Annotated in this window: 16 protein-coding genes, 1 pseudogene and 1 riboswitch; of the genes and pseudogenes, 10 read left to right on the forward strand and 7 right to left on the reverse strand. The window is 37.8% G+C overall.

Translation table 11 applies throughout. The features are described 5' to 3' along the window. Nucleotides 1-127 precede the first annotated feature (127 nt). A complete protein-coding gene (locus NQZ71_RS09885; protein ID WP_317010523.1) occupies nucleotides 128-1,624 on the forward strand; it encodes an HD-GYP domain-containing protein in 1,497 nt (498 codons plus the stop codon). A gap of 33 nt (nucleotides 1,625-1,657) precedes the next feature. Here NQZ71_RS09885 and NQZ71_RS09890 read toward each other — a convergent pair whose 3' ends face one another. The 4 genes from NQZ71_RS09890 to NQZ71_RS09905 form a co-directional block, all read right to left on the reverse strand. After that, nucleotides 1,658-3,016, reverse strand: coding sequence for an MATE family efflux transporter (locus tag NQZ71_RS09890; protein WP_275008002.1), 1,359 nt, complete (start codon nucleotides 3,014-3,016; stop codon nucleotides 1,658-1,660). An 88-nt stretch (nucleotides 3,017-3,104) separates the two neighbouring features. Then, nucleotides 3,105-4,202 carry a mechanosensitive ion channel family protein gene (locus tag NQZ71_RS09895; RefSeq protein WP_317010524.1) on the reverse strand — a complete coding sequence of 366 codons (1,098 nt, stop codon included), beginning with the start codon at nucleotides 4,200-4,202 and terminating at the stop codon, nucleotides 3,105-3,107. Between the two features lie 111 nt (nucleotides 4,203-4,313). Further along, nucleotides 4,314-4,871 (reverse strand): GNAT family N-acetyltransferase, encoded by a 558-nt coding sequence (locus NQZ71_RS09900; protein ID WP_144453033.1) that lies wholly within the window; start codon nucleotides 4,869-4,871, stop codon nucleotides 4,314-4,316. A 259-nt stretch (nucleotides 4,872-5,130) separates the two neighbouring features. Continuing rightward, a complete protein-coding gene (locus NQZ71_RS09905; RefSeq protein WP_285849543.1) occupies nucleotides 5,131-5,670 on the reverse strand; it encodes an undecaprenyl phosphate transporter UptA in 540 nt (179 codons plus the stop codon). A 307-nt stretch (nucleotides 5,671-5,977) separates the two neighbouring features. Here NQZ71_RS09905 and NQZ71_RS09910 point away from each other — a divergent pair, with 307 nt between their 5' ends. Further along, the gene (locus NQZ71_RS09910) at nucleotides 5,978-6,313 is read left to right on the forward strand and encodes a DUF4870 domain-containing protein (protein ID WP_127737736.1); all 336 of its coding nucleotides are present in this window, start codon (nucleotides 5,978-5,980) and stop codon (nucleotides 6,311-6,313) included. Nucleotides 6,314-6,423: 110 nt separating this feature from the next. Next, the gene (locus NQZ71_RS09915) at nucleotides 6,424-7,278 is read left to right on the forward strand and encodes a patatin-like phospholipase family protein (RefSeq protein WP_275007996.1); all 855 of its coding nucleotides are present in this window, start codon (nucleotides 6,424-6,426) and stop codon (nucleotides 7,276-7,278) included. 64 nt (nucleotides 7,279-7,342) lie between these two features. Here the strand turns inward: NQZ71_RS09915 and NQZ71_RS09920 are convergent, their stop codons facing one another. Beyond that, nucleotides 7,343-7,906, reverse strand: a complete 564-nt coding sequence (locus NQZ71_RS09920; protein WP_275007994.1) for a YdcF family protein — start codon at nucleotides 7,904-7,906, stop codon at nucleotides 7,343-7,345. A gap of 94 nt (nucleotides 7,907-8,000) precedes the next feature. Between NQZ71_RS09920 and NQZ71_RS09925 the strand changes: the two genes are divergently transcribed. Then, nucleotides 8,001-8,789, forward strand: coding sequence for a hypothetical protein (locus tag NQZ71_RS09925; protein ID WP_317010525.1), 789 nt, complete (start codon nucleotides 8,001-8,003; stop codon nucleotides 8,787-8,789). A gap of 368 nt (nucleotides 8,790-9,157) precedes the next feature. Here NQZ71_RS09925 and fabF read toward each other — a convergent pair whose 3' ends face one another. Continuing rightward, nucleotides 9,158-10,393, reverse strand: a complete 1,236-nt coding sequence (gene fabF, locus NQZ71_RS09930; RefSeq protein ID WP_275007991.1) for a beta-ketoacyl-ACP synthase II — start codon at nucleotides 10,391-10,393, stop codon at nucleotides 9,158-9,160. Between the two features lie 116 nt (nucleotides 10,394-10,509). Here fabF and NQZ71_RS09935 point away from each other — a divergent pair, with 116 nt between their 5' ends. Both NQZ71_RS09935 and NQZ71_RS09940 read left to right on the forward strand, forming a co-directional pair. Further along, on the forward strand, nucleotides 10,510-11,343 hold the full coding sequence (locus NQZ71_RS09935) for a helix-turn-helix transcriptional regulator (RefSeq protein ID WP_144453043.1): 834 nt from the start codon (nucleotides 10,510-10,512) through the stop codon (nucleotides 11,341-11,343). A 91-nt stretch (nucleotides 11,344-11,434) separates the two neighbouring features. Continuing rightward, nucleotides 11,435-12,712, forward strand: coding sequence for an ATP-binding protein (locus NQZ71_RS09940; protein WP_317010526.1), 1,278 nt, complete (start codon nucleotides 11,435-11,437; stop codon nucleotides 12,710-12,712). A gap of 36 nt (nucleotides 12,713-12,748) precedes the next feature. Here the strand turns inward: NQZ71_RS09940 and NQZ71_RS09945 are convergent, their stop codons facing one another. Beyond that, nucleotides 12,749-13,549 (reverse strand): EcsC family protein, encoded by an 801-nt coding sequence (locus tag NQZ71_RS09945; protein ID WP_144453047.1) that lies wholly within the window; start codon nucleotides 13,547-13,549, stop codon nucleotides 12,749-12,751. A 246-nt stretch (nucleotides 13,550-13,795) separates the two neighbouring features. After that, nucleotides 13,796-13,946: riboswitch (FMN riboswitch) on the forward strand. A 404-nt stretch (nucleotides 13,947-14,350) separates the two neighbouring features. On the opposite strand from NQZ71_RS09945, the gene ribE reads away from it, so the two are divergent. The 4 genes and pseudogenes from ribE to NQZ71_RS09965 all read left to right on the forward strand — a co-directional run bounded on the left by ribE (nucleotide 14,351) and on the right by NQZ71_RS09965 (nucleotide 17,642). Beyond that, a complete protein-coding gene (gene ribE / locus NQZ71_RS09950; protein ID WP_317010527.1) occupies nucleotides 14,351-15,001 on the forward strand; it encodes a riboflavin synthase in 651 nt (216 codons plus the stop codon). A gap of 37 nt (nucleotides 15,002-15,038) precedes the next feature. After that, a pseudogene (gene ribB, locus NQZ71_RS09955) lies at nucleotides 15,039-15,644 on the forward strand (3,4-dihydroxy-2-butanone-4-phosphate synthase); the annotation flags it as partial. A gap of 17 nt (nucleotides 15,645-15,661) precedes the next feature. Continuing rightward, complete coding sequence (gene ribH, locus NQZ71_RS09960; protein ID WP_127737746.1) at nucleotides 15,662-16,129, forward strand: 6,7-dimethyl-8-ribityllumazine synthase; 468 nt, start codon at nucleotides 15,662-15,664, stop codon at nucleotides 16,127-16,129. 217 nt (nucleotides 16,130-16,346) lie between these two features. Then, entirely contained in the window at nucleotides 16,347-17,642 is a 1,296-nt protein-coding gene (locus NQZ71_RS09965) for an NCS2 family permease (RefSeq protein ID WP_144453053.1), read from the forward strand. The last annotated feature ends 63 nt before the right edge of the window (nucleotides 17,643-17,705 follow it).

Genomic DNA, 17,705 nt, shown 5'->3' on the forward strand with positions numbered 1-17,705 from the left:
GTGCACCCAAATCGTGTTAGTTAGGCATGTATTTATTTTCCTTTTTATTATGAGTAGAAGGAACTAGTTATTTTAACCTAATGATGGTAATATAAAAGTACAATTTAGGAAAATTAGGTGCATTGTTTTGGAAACATACAAAAAGCTGTTAAACAGTCTGTTTTACAATTATATAATTGGTTCCTTTCTGGCTGTATTCGGGGTAGGCGGTGCCTTTATGTACACCAGCTTGAAAATTAGCAGCGATGACATGAAAATTCTTGGGTTTATTATGATTCTTTCCTTTATATGCATGGTTTGTGCAGAAGGTGCCTTTTTTTATAAGGATTTAAACCCGCTACGAAAAGTGCTTAAAGATGGTAAGAGGGATGTAAATAGCCTAGTTGAGGCATATCACCGTTCTAAAAGCTTTCCGTTGTTTTCAGTCAGAAGAATTCTTATTCCCCACTTACTTGGAATGTCTGTCCCGGCAATTATTTGTTCCATTTATTATATTTCATCTGGCAAGCTTGAACTGCCGTCCGTATACATTGTATATGCGACAATTGCGGCGATGATTGTTGCCATATTGCATGCATTTATTGAATTTTTCCTTACTATACGGACGATGAGGGGAATCACTATTTATATTAAATCTTTAATGCCAAAAAACTTGGTTATTGAAGAGAAGGTGTTTATATCCATTCACAGAAAATTTCTACTTACTGTTGTCAGCATAAGTGTATTACCTTTAGTAATCATTCTGCTTTCAACAAGAGTTAAGTTGATTGATAATGGCAATCTTTCAGAACTACCTTATTGGAATTGGGCAATTGTCATATTATTTATTTCGCTAGTTTATTCCGTCCTATCTGCGAGATTTCTGTCCAGAGATATAATAACACCTATCTATCAGCTGAAAAATCTTATGAAAAAGGTTGGTACAAGTCAATTCACCCAGCCAAACAGTGCGGTTTATACAGATGAATTTGCTGAGCTTTTTAAAGGTTTCCACAAGATGAATGATTCAATCATTCAGCGTGAAAGGGTTAATAAGGAGCTGCTTGACAGCTTTATGATGGTATTGAGCGCAACGCTTGATGCCCGTGATCCATACACGGCAGGTCACTCCACAAGGGTTGCAGGTTATTCGAAGCTAATAGGAGAAAATTTAAAGCTGTCGAAGGAAGATATGGAATTGTTATATAAAACAGCTATTTTACATGATATCGGCAAGATCGGTGTTCCGGATAATGTCCTATTGAAGGAAGGAAAACTGACAGAGGAAGAATTTGCTTACATTAAAGCACATCCAGTTATTGGAGAAAATATCTTAAAGCAGGTACAGCCCCAGGAAGAAATGGCGAGAATTCTAGAAGGTGTCAGATCCCATCATGAAAGATATGATGGCAAAGGCTATCCCGATGGACTGAAAGGGGAAGGGATTCCTTACTTTGGCAGAATTCTTGCTGTTGCTGATGCCTTTGATGCAATGACGTCTGACAGGCCATATAGAAAGGGCATGCCTTTTTCAAAAGCGCTGTCCATTTTGCATGAAGGCAAAGAAACACAGTGGGATGGAAAAATGGTAGAAGCCTTCATTGGAAAAATGACAGAAGAGAAGGTGGAAAAAGAAATAAGTTAAAAAGGGAGGATCAATTATTGATCCTCCCTTTTACTATTTTGTTGATAAGGTAATATGCTTTTTTTGGAGAGAATACAGTCTGCTAGATAAGAAGGCTGCACCAGTAGCTAAACCAATGATTAAGCCAATCCAATAGCCGAATGGACCAAAGCTTGTGTAATTAGCAAGCAGATAGCCTGAAGGCAGACCGATTACCCAATAGCTGATTAGCGTCATAATTAAGGTGATGTTAACATCTTTATATCCCCGTAATGCTCCTTGAACTGGCGCCTGGATGGCATCTGACAGCTGGAAGAAGATTGCGTATATAAGGAAGCCAGTTGTAAGCTTAAGTACTTCCGCATCATTCGTATAAATTCCTGCTATTTGTTGGCGGAATGCAAGCAGAATGATGCCGCTCACGAATGCAATAATGATGGCAGTAAATACTCCCATCCAGCTGTATTGTTTTGCATCCTTCAGCCTGTTTGCACCAACTTCAAATCCAACTAGAATCGTCAAAGCAGTTGAAATGCTAAGAGGAACCATATAAAGGAGGGAAGCAAAGTTTATGGCAGATTGATGGGCAGCAATCGTATTCGTATCATAATTACTCATTAATAGTGTAACTGCACTGAAAATGCTTGTCTCAAAAAAGATCGAAAAGCCGATGGGTACACCTATTTTCAAAATCTCTTTCCATTTTTCCCATGAAATACGGTGTATTTTATTGAGCAGCTTAAATCCAGCAAATGGTTGATTATGATAAACAATATGAAGAGCTGTCAGCAGCATATACCAGTATGTAATACTTGTAGCATATCCTGTTCCAACGCCGCCTAACTCAGGAAAAATCCAAATGCCGTTAATAAATAAATAATTTAGCACAATATTAACAGGCAATGCAGTAAGGGTGATAAACATCGTCACTTGTGTTTGCCCAAGTGCGTCAATAAAGGACCGCAATACAAAATATAAAAAGATTGGAATAATTCCTGTGCTAAGTGCGGCCAAATAACGGAAGGCAATGTCTTGGACATCTGACTCAAGTCCCATTAATTGAAGGATTGGCTTCAAAAAAATAAAACCAAAAACAATTAATAAAACTGCCATGGATAAACTTAAATAAATAGCTTGAATAACAGAAAAGCTTACCTTGGATTCTTCTTTTCTTCCAACCAGCTGTGCGACAATTGGAGGAACAGCAAGCAGTATACCGCTTAATCCAGTATAAATCGGTGTCCATAAGGAGCTGCCGACAGCAACCCCAGCTAAATCTGTAGGGCTGTAATGACCAGACATGGTTGTATCAAAGAAGGTGAGACCAAACATACCTACCTGTGTAACGAGTACAGGCAGTAATATAACGAGCATCTGTTTTAGTTTTTGCTTTGTTGTAAAGGTTTGTTTCATTCTTTTTCCTCACTTATGTTCAATAACGTTACGATTATATCACAGATAAAAGGAAAATATGGCAAATACAGATTTTTTGCTAATAAAATTAACCGTGGGACATGAGGCGCTTCATTGGCTCTTTGTTGTGCTCCTGTTCAGCACTTTCTAAATAAACAGCACTTTTCGGCACGGAAAATAATACATTTCTCTTTTCCAGAATACTAATAATTTGAAAATTAATGTCCTCTTTTGTTTGTAAATAGCCGAGATAATCAGTTGCCTTTGTAAAGAAATAAATTAATATGTCAGCACTAGTATCACTCACTGACTCAAAAGAAACGAGAATGGTTTCAGGATGTACATCCTGATGATGCTGCAGCAATGCTTTTATGTCTGAAATAGTCATATGTAATTTTTCTGTTTTTGTAAGAATATCTAGCTTTAAGTAAAAGGAGACTTGCCGTTTCCCCATTTTAGACCAATTGATAATCGGTTCGTTGGCAAGGGTAGAATTTGGCACAGTGACGAGGGCTTGTGCGAAGGTCCGCACCTTTGTACTGCGGAAGGTAATATCTTCAATCGTGCCTTCAACACTTGGAGTTTTAATCCAGTCACCGATCGTAAACGGTTTTTCTGTAATTAACACGATACCTCCAAAAAGGTTGCTGACCGTTTCCTTTGCTGCAAGGGCAAATGCAAGACCGCCTAGTCCAAGTCCAGCGATAAAGCCGTTTATGTTAAAGCCCCATTCCTGGGCAATAATGCTGAATCCGAACAGGAAGACTAGAGTTTTCAGCATTTTTGTCAAAAAAGGGATAATGATTTTATCAACATTAATATCCAGCTTTGTCATCAGCTTTGGAAATAGCAGTGTTGTCACATTGCTCAAATTAAACAAACCCCATGTTAATAATGCGATAAAGCATGAGCGGACAAGGCTTGATTCCCATGCTGCAGATACAGTTTGAAAGGGGAGAAACTGGAAAGCTAACTGCATGCCTATAACTACAAACACCCAGCGCATCGGTTTTTCAAAGGCGACAAGGACAGTGCTTGCTGCATGAATCTTTTTCGATTGTGTATAGGAAAGGACCAATGCAAACAAATGGCTGGTAAACCACTTTCGTAGTAATAGGCTTGTCGCAATAACAATTATTGACAGCAGCAGACTTGCCCAAATGTTGGTGTCTAAAAAATCACTCATAAATAATACACTCCTTCTAATAAAGTTGTCCTATCTGTACTATATTAGAAGGAGTAAGTAAGTATGCCTGCATGAAAAAAGCCTGAAGCGTATATGCTTCAAGCTTTCATATTAAGCCTCCATAAGACCATCTGCCTGGTCTATGGTTGAGCGCATTGTGTAAAGTGTGAAAACATCCTTTGGAACTTCAAATAATTCGTAGCTGACTCCGGTTTCTTCCTTGAGCTTTTCTACGATTGTTTTTCTGGTTTCATTGGCATGGACCGCATAAGGGAGTTTTTCTGCTGCTTTAATAGAACGAAGATTATGCTCTCTTATACGCATCAAGATACTGTTAATATTCAATTCAAAAAAGGTTTCCGAAAAAAACAGTTCCTTGGCTATTTTATTGTATCCTTTTCCGTGATATGGCTTGCCAATCCAGGTTCCTAAAAAGCCGATTCCGTCTTGTATATCATACAGATTGATTGTTCCAATCGGGTTATGCCATTCATCAAGAATGGTGCGAGAAATCAGTTCTCCTTTTTCTTCCGCTTCAATTGTTTGTTTTGTGACAAACAAATATTCTTCATAAGATGCTGCCTTTTGGCGAACAAATGGAAACACATCTGGATGCTTCATTAATTCATAAAGAACAGCACAATCTTCCAATTCACGTTTTTTCAGCATAAAAAATACCCTCCTTATACATGAGGGCAGAAAACAACAGAATGACAAATACCGTTCCGCCCTCGAAATTTTTTATCAACTTGTAACTTGTAAAAAATTTCGGGGTGGGAATCGAACCCACTAGAACCGTAAAGGTGGCGCACCATTTGCCTTCCCTATATTTTATTTATTGTTTTCCTGCAATAATGTCGTACTGCTTATATTGTACAAAAAAAATTTTAAAAATCCTATAGGTAAATGTAAGGTTATTGTAAAGTCTTTATTTATTTTTTTTGCGGATTTGAAGAAGTATATACGCACCAAGCAATAAGACTGCTGCAATGATAATAGGTGTGATGTACGGCTTAGCATATGTCTCTATATTCTCCCAGTGGTCGCCAAGTCTCATTCCCAGCAGTAAAAACAGAACTGTCCATGGAATGATTGCCGCAGTTGTATACAAAGTAAACTGCCCAATCGGCATTCTGGCAAGTCCAGCCGGAATGGAAATAGCATGTCTTACTACAGGAATAAACCGGGCAAGGAAAATCATGCCTGTCCCGTACTTAAGAAACCATTTTTCGGAAGCATCCACATGAGAGCTTTTGATTAAGATGTACTTTCCATATTTGTCAATAAAAGGTCTTCCGCCGTAAAGTGCAATCCAATATAAAAATAGCTGGGCAATCGTCCCGCCAATGACACCAGCAAGTAGGGCGCCGAAAAAATTTATATGGCCGGTATGGATTAAATACCCTCCATAGCTTAGCACGATTTCACTTGGAATTACTTCGACCATCAGCCCCAATGCTATACCCATATAGCCTAAGGATGATAAAAATTCAAAAATTGTATGTACTAATTCTGACACTTACATCTCTCCCGCGTAATGTAATTATTTGTATTTTCTATAAAGAATAGTCAATCATAAGTATACATGACCAATGGACAAAATTGAAATAAGAAAATAAAATGAGTTTTTAATAGATAATCATAAAAGGAATTCTAAATTATTTCCCTTAAATTTCACTTAAAACGAAAAAAGAGCAAAAAAAACTGAAACATATTAACAATATGCTCGTATATAATAAAGACAAATAATTTAAAACCTATAGAGGGAGGACATAATGACTTACCATAAAGAAGTACACCAAGATGAAAGACTATTTGCAATGCTCATTTATGTATTAAGCTTTTTTACAGCATTTATCGGCCCATTAGTCGTTTATTTAATAAAAAGTGATTCACCATTTGTTAAGTATCATGGCAAAGAATATTTTAATTTCCTTATATCTTATGCTATATACGGAGCCATAAGCTGGTTGCTGGTATTTGTGCTTATCGGTTTTGTTTTGATGCCGCTTGTCGGAATTGCTGCATTTGTATTTACGCTTATTGCTGCAATCAGAGCATACGAGGGTGTTGAATACCGAATTCCATTCATTATCCGTATTATAAGATAGTACTGAGATGCAAAAAGACTCGTTCGTAATGAACAGAGTCTTTTTTTGTCTTTTGTCGAAAAAATCGTTATGATAGATTGGAATGAAGGCAAGAGAAAGAAGGATTGAAAATGAAAGAAAAGGTAGGATTAGTGCTAGAGGGTGGAGGTATGCGAGGTGTGTATACAGCAGGTGCCCTTGAGTGCTTTTTAGAACATGAGGTGTATTTCCCATATGTGATTGGTGTTTCGGCAGGAGCCAGTTATGGAGCATCTTATCTTTCAAAGCAAGCTGGCAGGAATAAAAGAGTTAGTTTGGATTTTGTTACAGATCCCCGCTATATGTCTTGGCGAAACTTTCGGCAAACAGGGCAGTTTTTTGGGATGGATTTCATTTACAATCAAATCCCAAATACGATGGTTCCATTTGATTATAATGCCTTTTATGAAAATGAAGCAGAATTTAAGATAGGGGCAACTGATATTCAAACAGGCGAAAGTGTCTTTTTTGGTAAGCAGGATTATAAAGAGGAGCTGCTGAAGGCGTTAGAAGCATCGAGTTCTTTGCCATTTTTGGCACCGATTGTAGATTTTAAAGGTAAAAAGCTGATGGACGGGGGCATTGCTGATCCTATCCCTCTTAAGAAGGCGGTAGAGGATGGTTTCACAAAAAATGTTGTCATTTTGACAAGGAATTTCGGTTATCGTAAATCAAAATCGCGGTTTTCCTTTTTTGTAAAACGCAAGTACCCTCAATTTTCCGGATTGCAACAAGCTATGCAAGCAAGATATAAATATTATAATGAAACACTTGAATATATTGAACAAGAAGAACGGAATGGAAACATACTTGTCATAAGACCACAGGAAAAATTGATTGTTGGACGAATGGAAAGAAATCCTCAAAAGCTCGAAAATTTGTATATGCAAGGCTATCGTGATGCAAAAGCGGCACTTGTGCAGATGAAAGAGCATGAATATATGTAAAGATACCAAATCCCAATTGATGTATACCAATTGGGATTTGTTTTATGTCCAACCATAAAATCTATTAATATCCAAGAACCTTCATTTTGCCTATAGCCAAAAATTCTCGCAAAGTTAACGAGACTTTCACTGAGTTCGGTGTTTTAGCTGCAAGAGGATAGGCGCGTATCCCAATTTTTTCAGAGATAGTAATTGCCCTGTAAAGGTGGAAATCACTTGTTGCGATAATTGCTTCCTTAATGTCATATATGTCTTTACTGTTTTGCAGGTTTTCAATTGTGGAAGTAGAAGTATCCTCCATAAGTATCATTTCTTCTGGAACTTTCTTTTCAAGAAGATAGTTTTTGAGTGCAGCAGCCTCTGAGATATTTTCGCCCTCACCTTTGCCGCCAGATACAATAATTTTAGACTGTTTATTATTATTCCAATAAGAGAGGGCAGCATCAGCACGGTTTTTTAGCACCTTTGATAATGTTTCGCCTTCTACTTTAGCCCCAAGGATAATTATGTAAGGTATTCCGTCTGGTGGTGTGGTAGAGGCGGTTCTTTTCATTTTTACATAGTAAAAGGATGTGCAAGCTATCATTACCACAGTAAATGTGAGGATAGCTAATTTTACTTTTTTCAAAAAATATCACTCCAATCAATCATAGATGATAATGGCTGCTAATAGAATATAGAATACTAGATTATGTTTAAAAAATCAGTAAGGAGCCATGTTCGTGATGAATATCGAAAAATACTACAGACAATCAGCAACTGCTTATCTTAACGCAAGCCTTATCAGCTGCCTTCCAGTCATCTTTTTTCTGGCCATGTTTTTAAGTATTAAGCTGAATCGTCTCTTTCTTTTGTTAATCATACCCTTTTGTTTATACAGTATAACAGCATTTGTCTCGTACTTGCTTCAGAAACGGCGATGTGAGAGGCTTGCGAATACTTTCGAAGAGACAAAGGTGAAGTCTCTCCTTCAATCTCGGACAGTTCTTTTGTCTTTTTTGCCAGCACCATCCTTAAGAATGCTTATATTTGACGGCGAGGGCATCGTACTCGGAGAAATTAGGGATGAAAAGTTTGCTTTGATCAGGTGGTATTTGCCATCATTTTTAGACGGATTACGGTCAAAAAAATATGGCTTCTATAACGGGGAAAATATGCTTCAATATCAATTTACAATGCGAAAACATTCGATAGAGATTCGGAATAGAAAAAATCAGCTTATCAGTAAAATGGATGAAAAGAAAACAGACAAAGCTGTGCAAACTAGTTATAGATATGATGATAAGCAGCTTGTTTTAAAAAGGTCCCTTGCATTTACTGATTATTGCCTTGAGAAGGAAGGCGGCTTAATAATGGCCAATGTGAAAAAAGGCTGGATGCCAAAGGATTGGCAAAAGCGTTTTTTAGACCCAAACCATCCAGTTCTTTCTATCCATCATTCTGCAGCAAATAAAGATATAATTCATATTTATGCAATTTTGGCAAAAATATTTGCTTATAAGGACCATTAAAGAAAAAGAGGCTGGGACATAAGTATGTGAACCAGCGTAAATACCGAACTATTTAATCACTATTGTAAATAGTTCGGTTTTTTTGTTTTTAGTTTTAATACAATAATTAGAAAACTTAGTGGAATGGAGCGGAGGCCACTCGACTACTAAGGGAAATAGAGGACGCTTTAGACCCCGCAGGCGAAGACGAGGAGGCTCAGCTTCCTACCCGCGGAAAGCGAGTGGGTGCAGCGCAATGAAACGAAATAACTTTAACTCAACATTCTATTTAGACCCAACCTTCATTTTTCAAATTTAGTTGTAATTTTATTATTCGTGTTTAGAAAGGTTATCTTTTGATTTGTCCCAGCCTTTTAATCACACCTGCGTTATTCGTATTTTTTAAGCAATATAGCTGAATTATGGCCGCCAAATCCGAATGAATTGGAAAGACCGATGGACATCACTTTTTCTCTAGCTGTGTTTGCAACATAATCCAAGTCACAATCTGCATCTGGGTTTCGCAAATTGATGGTTGGGGGAATAAGCTGGTGCTGAAGAGTTTTGGCGAGGGCAATGGCTTCTGCTCCACCTGCTGCACCAAGCATATGCCCAAGCATTGATTTATTCGCAGTTACTGGAATTCGATGGGCATCTGCACCAAACAGCTTCTTGATTGCGAGTGTTTCTGACATGTCGCCAACCTTCGTGCTCGTTGCATGTGCACTGATTACATCAACGTCATCAGTTGTAATGCTTGCTTTGCGCAACGCATTTTTCATTGCTGTATATGCTCCAATTCCTTCTGGATGAGAAGCAACCATATGATAGGCATCAGAGCTTGCACCATAGCCGATTACTTCACAAATAATTGGCGCATTGCGACTTAATGCATGTTCTAAAGATTCTAGCACTAATATTCCAGAACCTTCACTCATAACGAATCCATCCCGCTCTTCATCAAAGGGACGACTTGCAAGCTCAGGCTCGTTATTTCTTGATGATAATGCTCTTGCATTTGCAAAGCTAGCAACAGATAATCGGGAAATTGCGGCTTCTGCGCCCCCAGCAAACATGATGTCAGCATCATCATTTCGAATCGCGTTAAATGCTTCTCCAATAGATGTATTTCCAATGGAACAGGCAGTTACAGGCGAAAGGGAAGGACCTAAGGCACCAAGCCTTATACTTATCTGTGCTGCCGCTGCATTTGAAATCATCATCGGCACTAAATTTGGACTGACCCTATTTGGACCTCTGTCCTTTAATATATTCACATTATCAATAAGAGTATTCAGGCCGCCGATTCCTGACCCGACATAAACGCCCATTCTTTCCTTATCAATCTTTTCTAGGTTTAATTGTGAAGCAGCTAACGCTTCTTCTGCAGCTGCTAATGCAAACTGTGCAAAGCGATCTAGTTTTTTAGCTTCCTTCGTTCCCCATCTTCCTTCAGCATCTAAATTTATAACACTTCCAGCAATTTTTGTTTTTAAATCAGATACATCAAATTGTTCAATTTTGCTTATGCCTGATTTTCCACTAGAGAGATTTTCCCAAAATTGATTCACATCATTTCCAAGTGGGGAGATAACACCCATTCCTGTGACAACGACTCTTTTCATCTTTGCATTCCTCCAAAAGCTTGTTTTTTTATCTATTTTATCGTTTACTTATCCTATTACAAGTTGTAGTTTATCCTATTATAAATACTACTATCTTAATGAGGAGTTAAATGATTATGAATGATGAGATAAGACTTCGTGCACTGTCAGAGTTTTTGAAAACGAAACGCTCAAAGCTGCAGCCGCAGATGGTTGGGCTACCTACTGGAGGGAGAAGGCGGACACTTGGGCTACGCAGAGAAGAGGTGGCACAGCTAGCAGGGGTCAGCACAACATGGTACACATGGCTTGAGCAAGGCAGAGATATTAAAGTGTCGATTTCCGTATTAGAAGCAGTTTCAGACGCTTTAAGATTGAGTAAGGACGAAAAAAAATATGTATTTGGACTGGCCTTTGAGGAAGCGCATAATACAGAAATTACTTTAGAAGAGGGAGAATTAATCACACCTTCTTTAGAAAAAATTCTAAAGGAGCTTAAATACTGTCCGACAATTATTACAGATAGAAGATGCTTTATCGTTGGCTGGAACGAAGCGGCAGCACAAGTATTCCTGAACTTCGACCTGCTGCCTTTAGAGAATCGGAACTTGATTGAGCTTTTGTTTGCCAGAAAAGAATTAAAGGCTCTTGCTGTTAACTGGGAGCATTTCGTTCAAGGTTTTCTATCCATTTTCCGCACTTATTTAGGCCAGTATATGGCAGATGATTGGTATTCACACTTTATTCAACAAATGGGAGATAAGTATCCTGATTTCCAAAAGATGTGGAAGGAAAGTGAGGTTAGCTCTGCACCAGAAGTTATGATTGAATTTCGACATTCAAAAGCTGGAAAAATGCTTTACAATTTGTCATCTCTGCAGGTTCATGGTGTGAATGATTTAAGATGCAGCATTTATACACCAGTTGACGGTACAGAAACAGAAGAGAAATTAAAGCAGCTTATTAAATAGCAGCAAAAAAACGCATTGTGCAATAAAATGCCTTCATATAAAATGAAAGTAAAAGAAAGTAAAAGAAAAGGATAGAATAGGTGAATGCATCATGCTTGACGACTTACTAGTAAACGGTTTCTTCCTCTTTTTGTTTTGTTGTTTTATACCGCTGCTGTTTGTGTTTCAGAATGGCAGAATTGAAAATAAGAAATACCTACTTATTTTAACTTCTTCAGCTGCAATCATTGCCTGTATGAGTTTTCCTATTAAGGTGGGGAATGGCACGCTGTTTGATTTGCGGCTTGTGGCCCAAATTTTCGGCTCCTTATATGGAGGGCCTATTGCAGCGATTATTTTAACATTAGTTAATATCCTGTATAGAAGCTTTTTTGATGGCATAGGTGTAATAACCACACTTATTATTGCCCCAGTTCATTTGATGGTTATTTTGGTTGTGAGAAAGCGGTTTCTGTTGTTATCTATTCGGAAGAAAATTGTATATAGTTTTTTTGGAGGAACCATTTCCACCTCACTTACTCTGTTAATGGTTAATTGGATAGCGGGAATTAATGTCCCAACTAAGCTGGCGATCCTTTATGCATTGCTCCTATCATCTGTATTAGCCTTAATAATTTATGTTGTGGAGACAATTCAAAAGCTTTGGACAGTGCAGCATAAAATAATGCAATCACAAAAGATGGAAACGGTCAGTCAGCTGGCAGCATCTATCTCCCATGAGGTACGTAATCCACTAACATCAGTAAAGGGATTTATGCAGCTACTTCAAGAAACAACTCTTACTAATAATCAAAAGAATTACTTGGAAATTTCAATAAGTGAGCTTGACCGGGCAGTAAAGGTAATAGAAGATTATTTGACATTTGCCAACCCAAAACCATGCAGTGCTGTGAAAGAATTGGATGTTCAAGAGGAGATTAATCGAGTTGTTAAGGTGCTTCGGCCCCTGGCAAATAAGAACTCTGTACGTTTGGTGCTTAGTACAAGCAGTATACATATTCTAGCAAATCAGCAATACTTTAACCAATGTCTTATTAACATATGCAAAAATGCAATAGAGTCGATGGAAGAGCATGCCCATGGAGCACTGACAATTAAAACAGAAAAAGCTAAAAATGATATTATCATACGTTTCATTGATACAGGAATAGGAATGAGCAAAGAAGAAATAGCAAGACTTGGGGAACCGTATTATTCTACAAAAGGAAAAAACGGAACTGGACTTGGCATGATGTTTGTTTTTAATTGCATTAAAGAAATGGGCGGTACCATTCACGTAGAAAGTAAAAAAGGGCATGGCACAACATTTATCATGCGCCTGCCCATTCAATATCGTACTAATTCAAAAGAAACGGATCATGCATCTTGATCCGTTTCTTTTTTTATTAATAGAATCAGCATCCGCTTAATGCTGGTGATTGTGGAGCCTTTCTAATACTTTGCGTTTTCGATAAAACATTTCACCTGTCTCGGCAATATCGTGAATCATCGAACGGTTGGAGAAAGCACCAAAGACAACCCCGAATACTGGCACCATCTGAAACAGCTTTTTCCAGCCAAAAGTATCGCGATAGGCAAAGACAACCTCCTTCCAGCCTTGCATTTCAAGGAGAACCTCTCTTTGTACTTTATCTGCTTCTTGTTCGAAGTGGGATAGTTGATCCAATATAGTGTTTTTCCCTAATACGTCTGCTGAAACATATTGCAAACATTTAATAATAAAAATACGCTCTTTTTTTTCATTTGGGTTATAGCCGTAACAAATGGCAATATCCTGCAATATTTTGATTTGCATCGAAAGCAGGATGGGAATATCGATTCCTAATGTCAAAAAACCGCCTATTCCTGTACTAGCTCCTTGAATGGTCGCAATGTTTTTGCGGCTTTTTTTCAATTTCTCGACTGCAGATTTCATTTCAACTAACGGCAAGTCCTTAACTTCGTCAAAATGCTGTACATTAAGATGCTTATAATATTTTTTAGAGGAAGATATATCACTTAACAGTTTGCCGCCACTTTGAATATAGTTTCCCATTTCATCTAAAAGCTGACCAATTTTATTTTGAATGAAGGCTGGTGTTAATTTGTCTATTAATTTAAAGGGAAGTCTGCTGAGCTTCTCCCAAAACCATAATCCGCTTTGGTCCTTTTCCCATGCTTTTACTTCCTCCAGCTCATTCAATAAATAGGCTTCATTTTCTGTCATAAAAGCTGCTCCATTTCTAATTAGATGTTTTGTTTTATTGTATTGTAATACGATAGTATGGAAAAATGGTTTCAAAAATTCACAAAAAGAAATTGTAATACTAAGATAATTTTTCTGCTCAAGTTTATGGGAGAATAAAGTCCATTAAATTTGTTTTTTAATGTATATGTATAAACACAGTAGTTGCATTCTAATATTAAGTAGTGTAAACTAGCAACAATTAAATAGTAAAGGACCACATTAAGTGGTCGCCTTCGGGGTAGGGTGAAATTCCCAACCGGCGGTGATGAGCGTTCGTTTGCTCTAAGCCCGTGACCCGGCTTAAAAAATTTTTTAAGGCGGTGGATTTGGTGAGAAACCAAAGCCGACAGTATAGTCTGGATGGGAGAAGGAATAACAAAAGCTGCTGATTCATTATGTGGATTCAGTGTGTTTGGTGTGAGTATTGCTAACTTAGGTTCGCTTTTTTGACTATGGGCTAATTGTGTCCATAATTAAAACAGGTGTAGCTTTATTTAGTGAACCCACATACCAAAATGCGCCTTTATTTGTTATGTAATCTCCCGTATAAATTATTTTATACGGGATTTTTTATTTTTCAATGCTAGCTTAAAGGGCATTTAATGAATTAATTGCATGAATTCTTAAAGGGTTGGTCAAAATGAAAAAAAACTGTTTTTACATACAGCAGCACATACTAAATTATCCTCAACTTTATAAATAATTAAACATGCTTTAATCACCCCGCTTAGGTGTGAAGGCAGCTATTTAAGATAAATAAAAGAGGGAGGAGGAGATTTTTTGTTTACTGGCATTGTCGAGGAAACAGGTATAGTCAAAAATATTTCAAAAACAGGCAAAACGTTAGTGCTTGCCATCCAAGCGAAAACCATTATGGATGATATGAGGCTTGGGGACAGTATTTCGGTTAATGGGGTTTGTCTTACCGTTACAAGCTTTAGGCAAAATGAATTTACTGCAGATGTGATGCCTGAAACGTTTAAAGATACTTCACTTTCTCGGCTTACAAATGGTTCACTTGTAAATTTGGAAAGAGCAATGGCGGCAAATGGCAGGTTTGGAGGTCATTTTGTAACAGGTCATATTGATGGTGTTGGGACCATTTTAAGTAGAAAACCCATTGAAAATAGCATCAGTCTTGAAATCGAAATACCGGAGGCTTGCTCTCATCTGGTATTGGAAAAAGGATCGATTGCCATAGATGGAACGAGCCTGACCATTTTTGAGACAAAAAGCCGATCTATTTGTGTAAGTATTATCCCGCATACTACGTTAGAATCCATTGTTGGTAAAAAACAGGTTGGGGATATCGTAAATCTTGAATTTGATATGATGGCGAAGTATTTCTATTCATTCATGAATAGGAAGGCAGACAAGAACCAGACAAGCAAAATAACACCATCTTTCTTAAAGGACAATGGCTTTTATTAAACGGATTCTATTGGTAAATAGGAAGGGGGAGTATTTTATGTTTCATACAATTGAAGAAGCATTAGATGATTTAAAGGCAGGCAAACTCATAATCGTAGTAGATGATGAAGATAGGGAAAATGAAGGAGATCTAGTGGGGATTTCCGACTTGGTAACACCTGAAATGATCAACTTTATGGCAAAAGAGGGCAGGGGACTTATTTGTGTTCCCATCGAAGCAGAGCTTGCCGACAAGCTCAAACTGACGCCAATGGTAGACAATAGTAGTGATCCCCGTGGGACAGCTTTCACAGTGAGTGTTGATCATAAACAAACATCAACAGGAATTAGTGCATTTGAACGGGCATTAACGATTGAAAAAATGGTTGCCCACGGAGCTAAGGCAGAGGACTTTACAAGACCAGGTCATATTTTCCCACTAATTGCCCATAAAGGCGGCGTCCTTTCTAGAAATGGACATACAGAAGCTGCCGTTGATTTAGCAAAATTAGCAGGTTGCTCTCCATCTGGAATTATTTGTGAGATTTTAAAAGAGGATGGGACGATGGCCAGAGTGGATGATTTAAAAGTGATTTCACAAAAGTTCGGACTGAAATTGGTCACGATAAAAGCACTAATAGAATATAGACAAAAAAGAGAAGAAGCAAAGGAGACAGTAAAATGACAAAAATATTTGAAGGTAATTTAATTGGAAGTGGGCTAAAGGTAGGCATTATCGTCTCAAGATTTAACGAATTCATCACAACAAGACTTTTATCTGGTGCAGAGGACGCTCTAAAACGCCATGGAGTAGAAGCAGAAAATGTTAATGTTGCGTGGGTACCAGGTGTTTTTGAAATTCCACTAGCAGCCAAAAAATTAGCAGAAACAAAGAAGTATGATGTAATAATCACATTAGGAACAGTTATTCGTGGTGCAACTCCGCATTTCGATTTTGTTAGCAATGAGGTGGCAAAAGGGGTGGCAAGCACGTCTTTATCAACAGGGGTTCCAATTATTTTTGGAGTTCTTACGACAGAATCGATTGAACAGGCAATCGAGCGTGCTGGTACAAAAGCCGGAAACAAAGGCTGGGAAGCGGCAGTTAATGCGATTGAAATGGCAAACCTTTACAAAGAAATAGTTTAATCTCAAAAAAAATTGGCAAAGTCCTCCATTTTTACGGTACAGGATTTGGCCAATTTTCATTTAAAAGGATTGGCAAAGTAATGGAAATCTGCTATCATATTCAATTGTGGCTCCCTTAATAAAATAAAACAAATTAGGACTAAAGATTTATATGTCTTAAACTTATTTTTAAGGTGATGCGGGTAGGGAGAGGGCTAAAAATACACAGGTTTACTAAATGAAAAATTATATATCAGAATTCTTTAAGCTGAAGGAAAGCGAAGCTACTTTCAAAGGGGAATTTTTTGCAGGTCTGATTGGCTTTTTTACAGTCGTTTATATTGTCGCTGTTAATTCGCTTATTTTGTCAGAGGCTGGAATTCCACTTGAAGCAGCAATAATCGCAACCATTTTAACATCAGTCGTTGGCTGTTTCTTAATGGGGTTTCTTGGGAATGTGCCAATATTGCTCGTTCCAGGAATGGGGATTAATGCGCTGTTCTCGTACACGATTGTCCAGTCAATGGGATTAAGCTGGCAAGAAGCGCTTGCCGTTGTGTTTGTTTCTGGACTATTGTTCATGCTGATTGCCTTTACTAAGCTAGCGGCAATCGTTAGCAAGTCGATACCAAATTCTCTTAAGGAATCACTGACAGTTGGACTCGGTCTATTTCTAATGCTGATTGGATTGGAAAAAGGCGGAATTGTCGAGAAGGGCAGCAATTCTATCATTGCATTAGGTTCCTTCAGTGATTTGCATGTATTGGCAACCGTTATTACATTAATCATTAGCATTATCTTGTTTTTGCGAAATGTAAAAGGAAACTTCCTGATTACGATTTTAGTTGGAACAATGATTTCTTGGATGTTCGGCTTGATTGAACCAGGAAGTACAGGAGAGTCTGTACAGTTAAAGGATTATTGGAATGTTTTTGGGTCTATGTCCTTTGAAAATATTATTTCCATTCCTTTTTGGATTGCAGTTTTCTCTTTGTCCATGGTGCTTGTGTTTGAGAATATTGGTCTTGTATCGAGTCATGTTCAATATGTTGGGAAGTCAGAGCGTTTTAAACGAGCTTTCCAGGCAAATTCCATTTCCGTGTTGCTTTCAGGTGTATTTGGAAGCAGTCCAACTGTTGCGACAGTGGAAAGTACTGCAAGCATGACAGCAGGTGGAAAAACAGGACTTACTTCTATTACGACAGCATTGTTGTTCATTTGTTCCGCATTCTTCATTCCTGTTATAAAGATGATACCGAATAGCGCCATCGCCCCTATTTTAATCATAATTGGCGGGCTGATGCTGCAAAATATTCGCCATCTTGATTTAAAGGATATGAGTGAAAGTTTTCCGAGCATTTTTATTATTGCAATGATTCCTTTCACATATAGTATTGCGGACGGTATGGCTATCGGATTTATATTGTATCCGATATTAAAGATTGCACTAGGAAAAGCTAAAGAAGTATCTTTGCCTTTATACTTCATTTCTTCCTTGTTCTTAATAAATTTTGTCCTTCAATATACACACTGATGAAAACTGGCTTCCATAGGATTTCCTTTTATGGCAGCCAGTTTTATATTGAGATATCAGGAA

The organism is Niallia taxi, assembly GCF_032818155.1.
Classification (GTDB): domain Bacteria; phylum Bacillota; class Bacilli; order Bacillales; family Cytobacillaceae; genus Niallia; species Niallia taxi_A.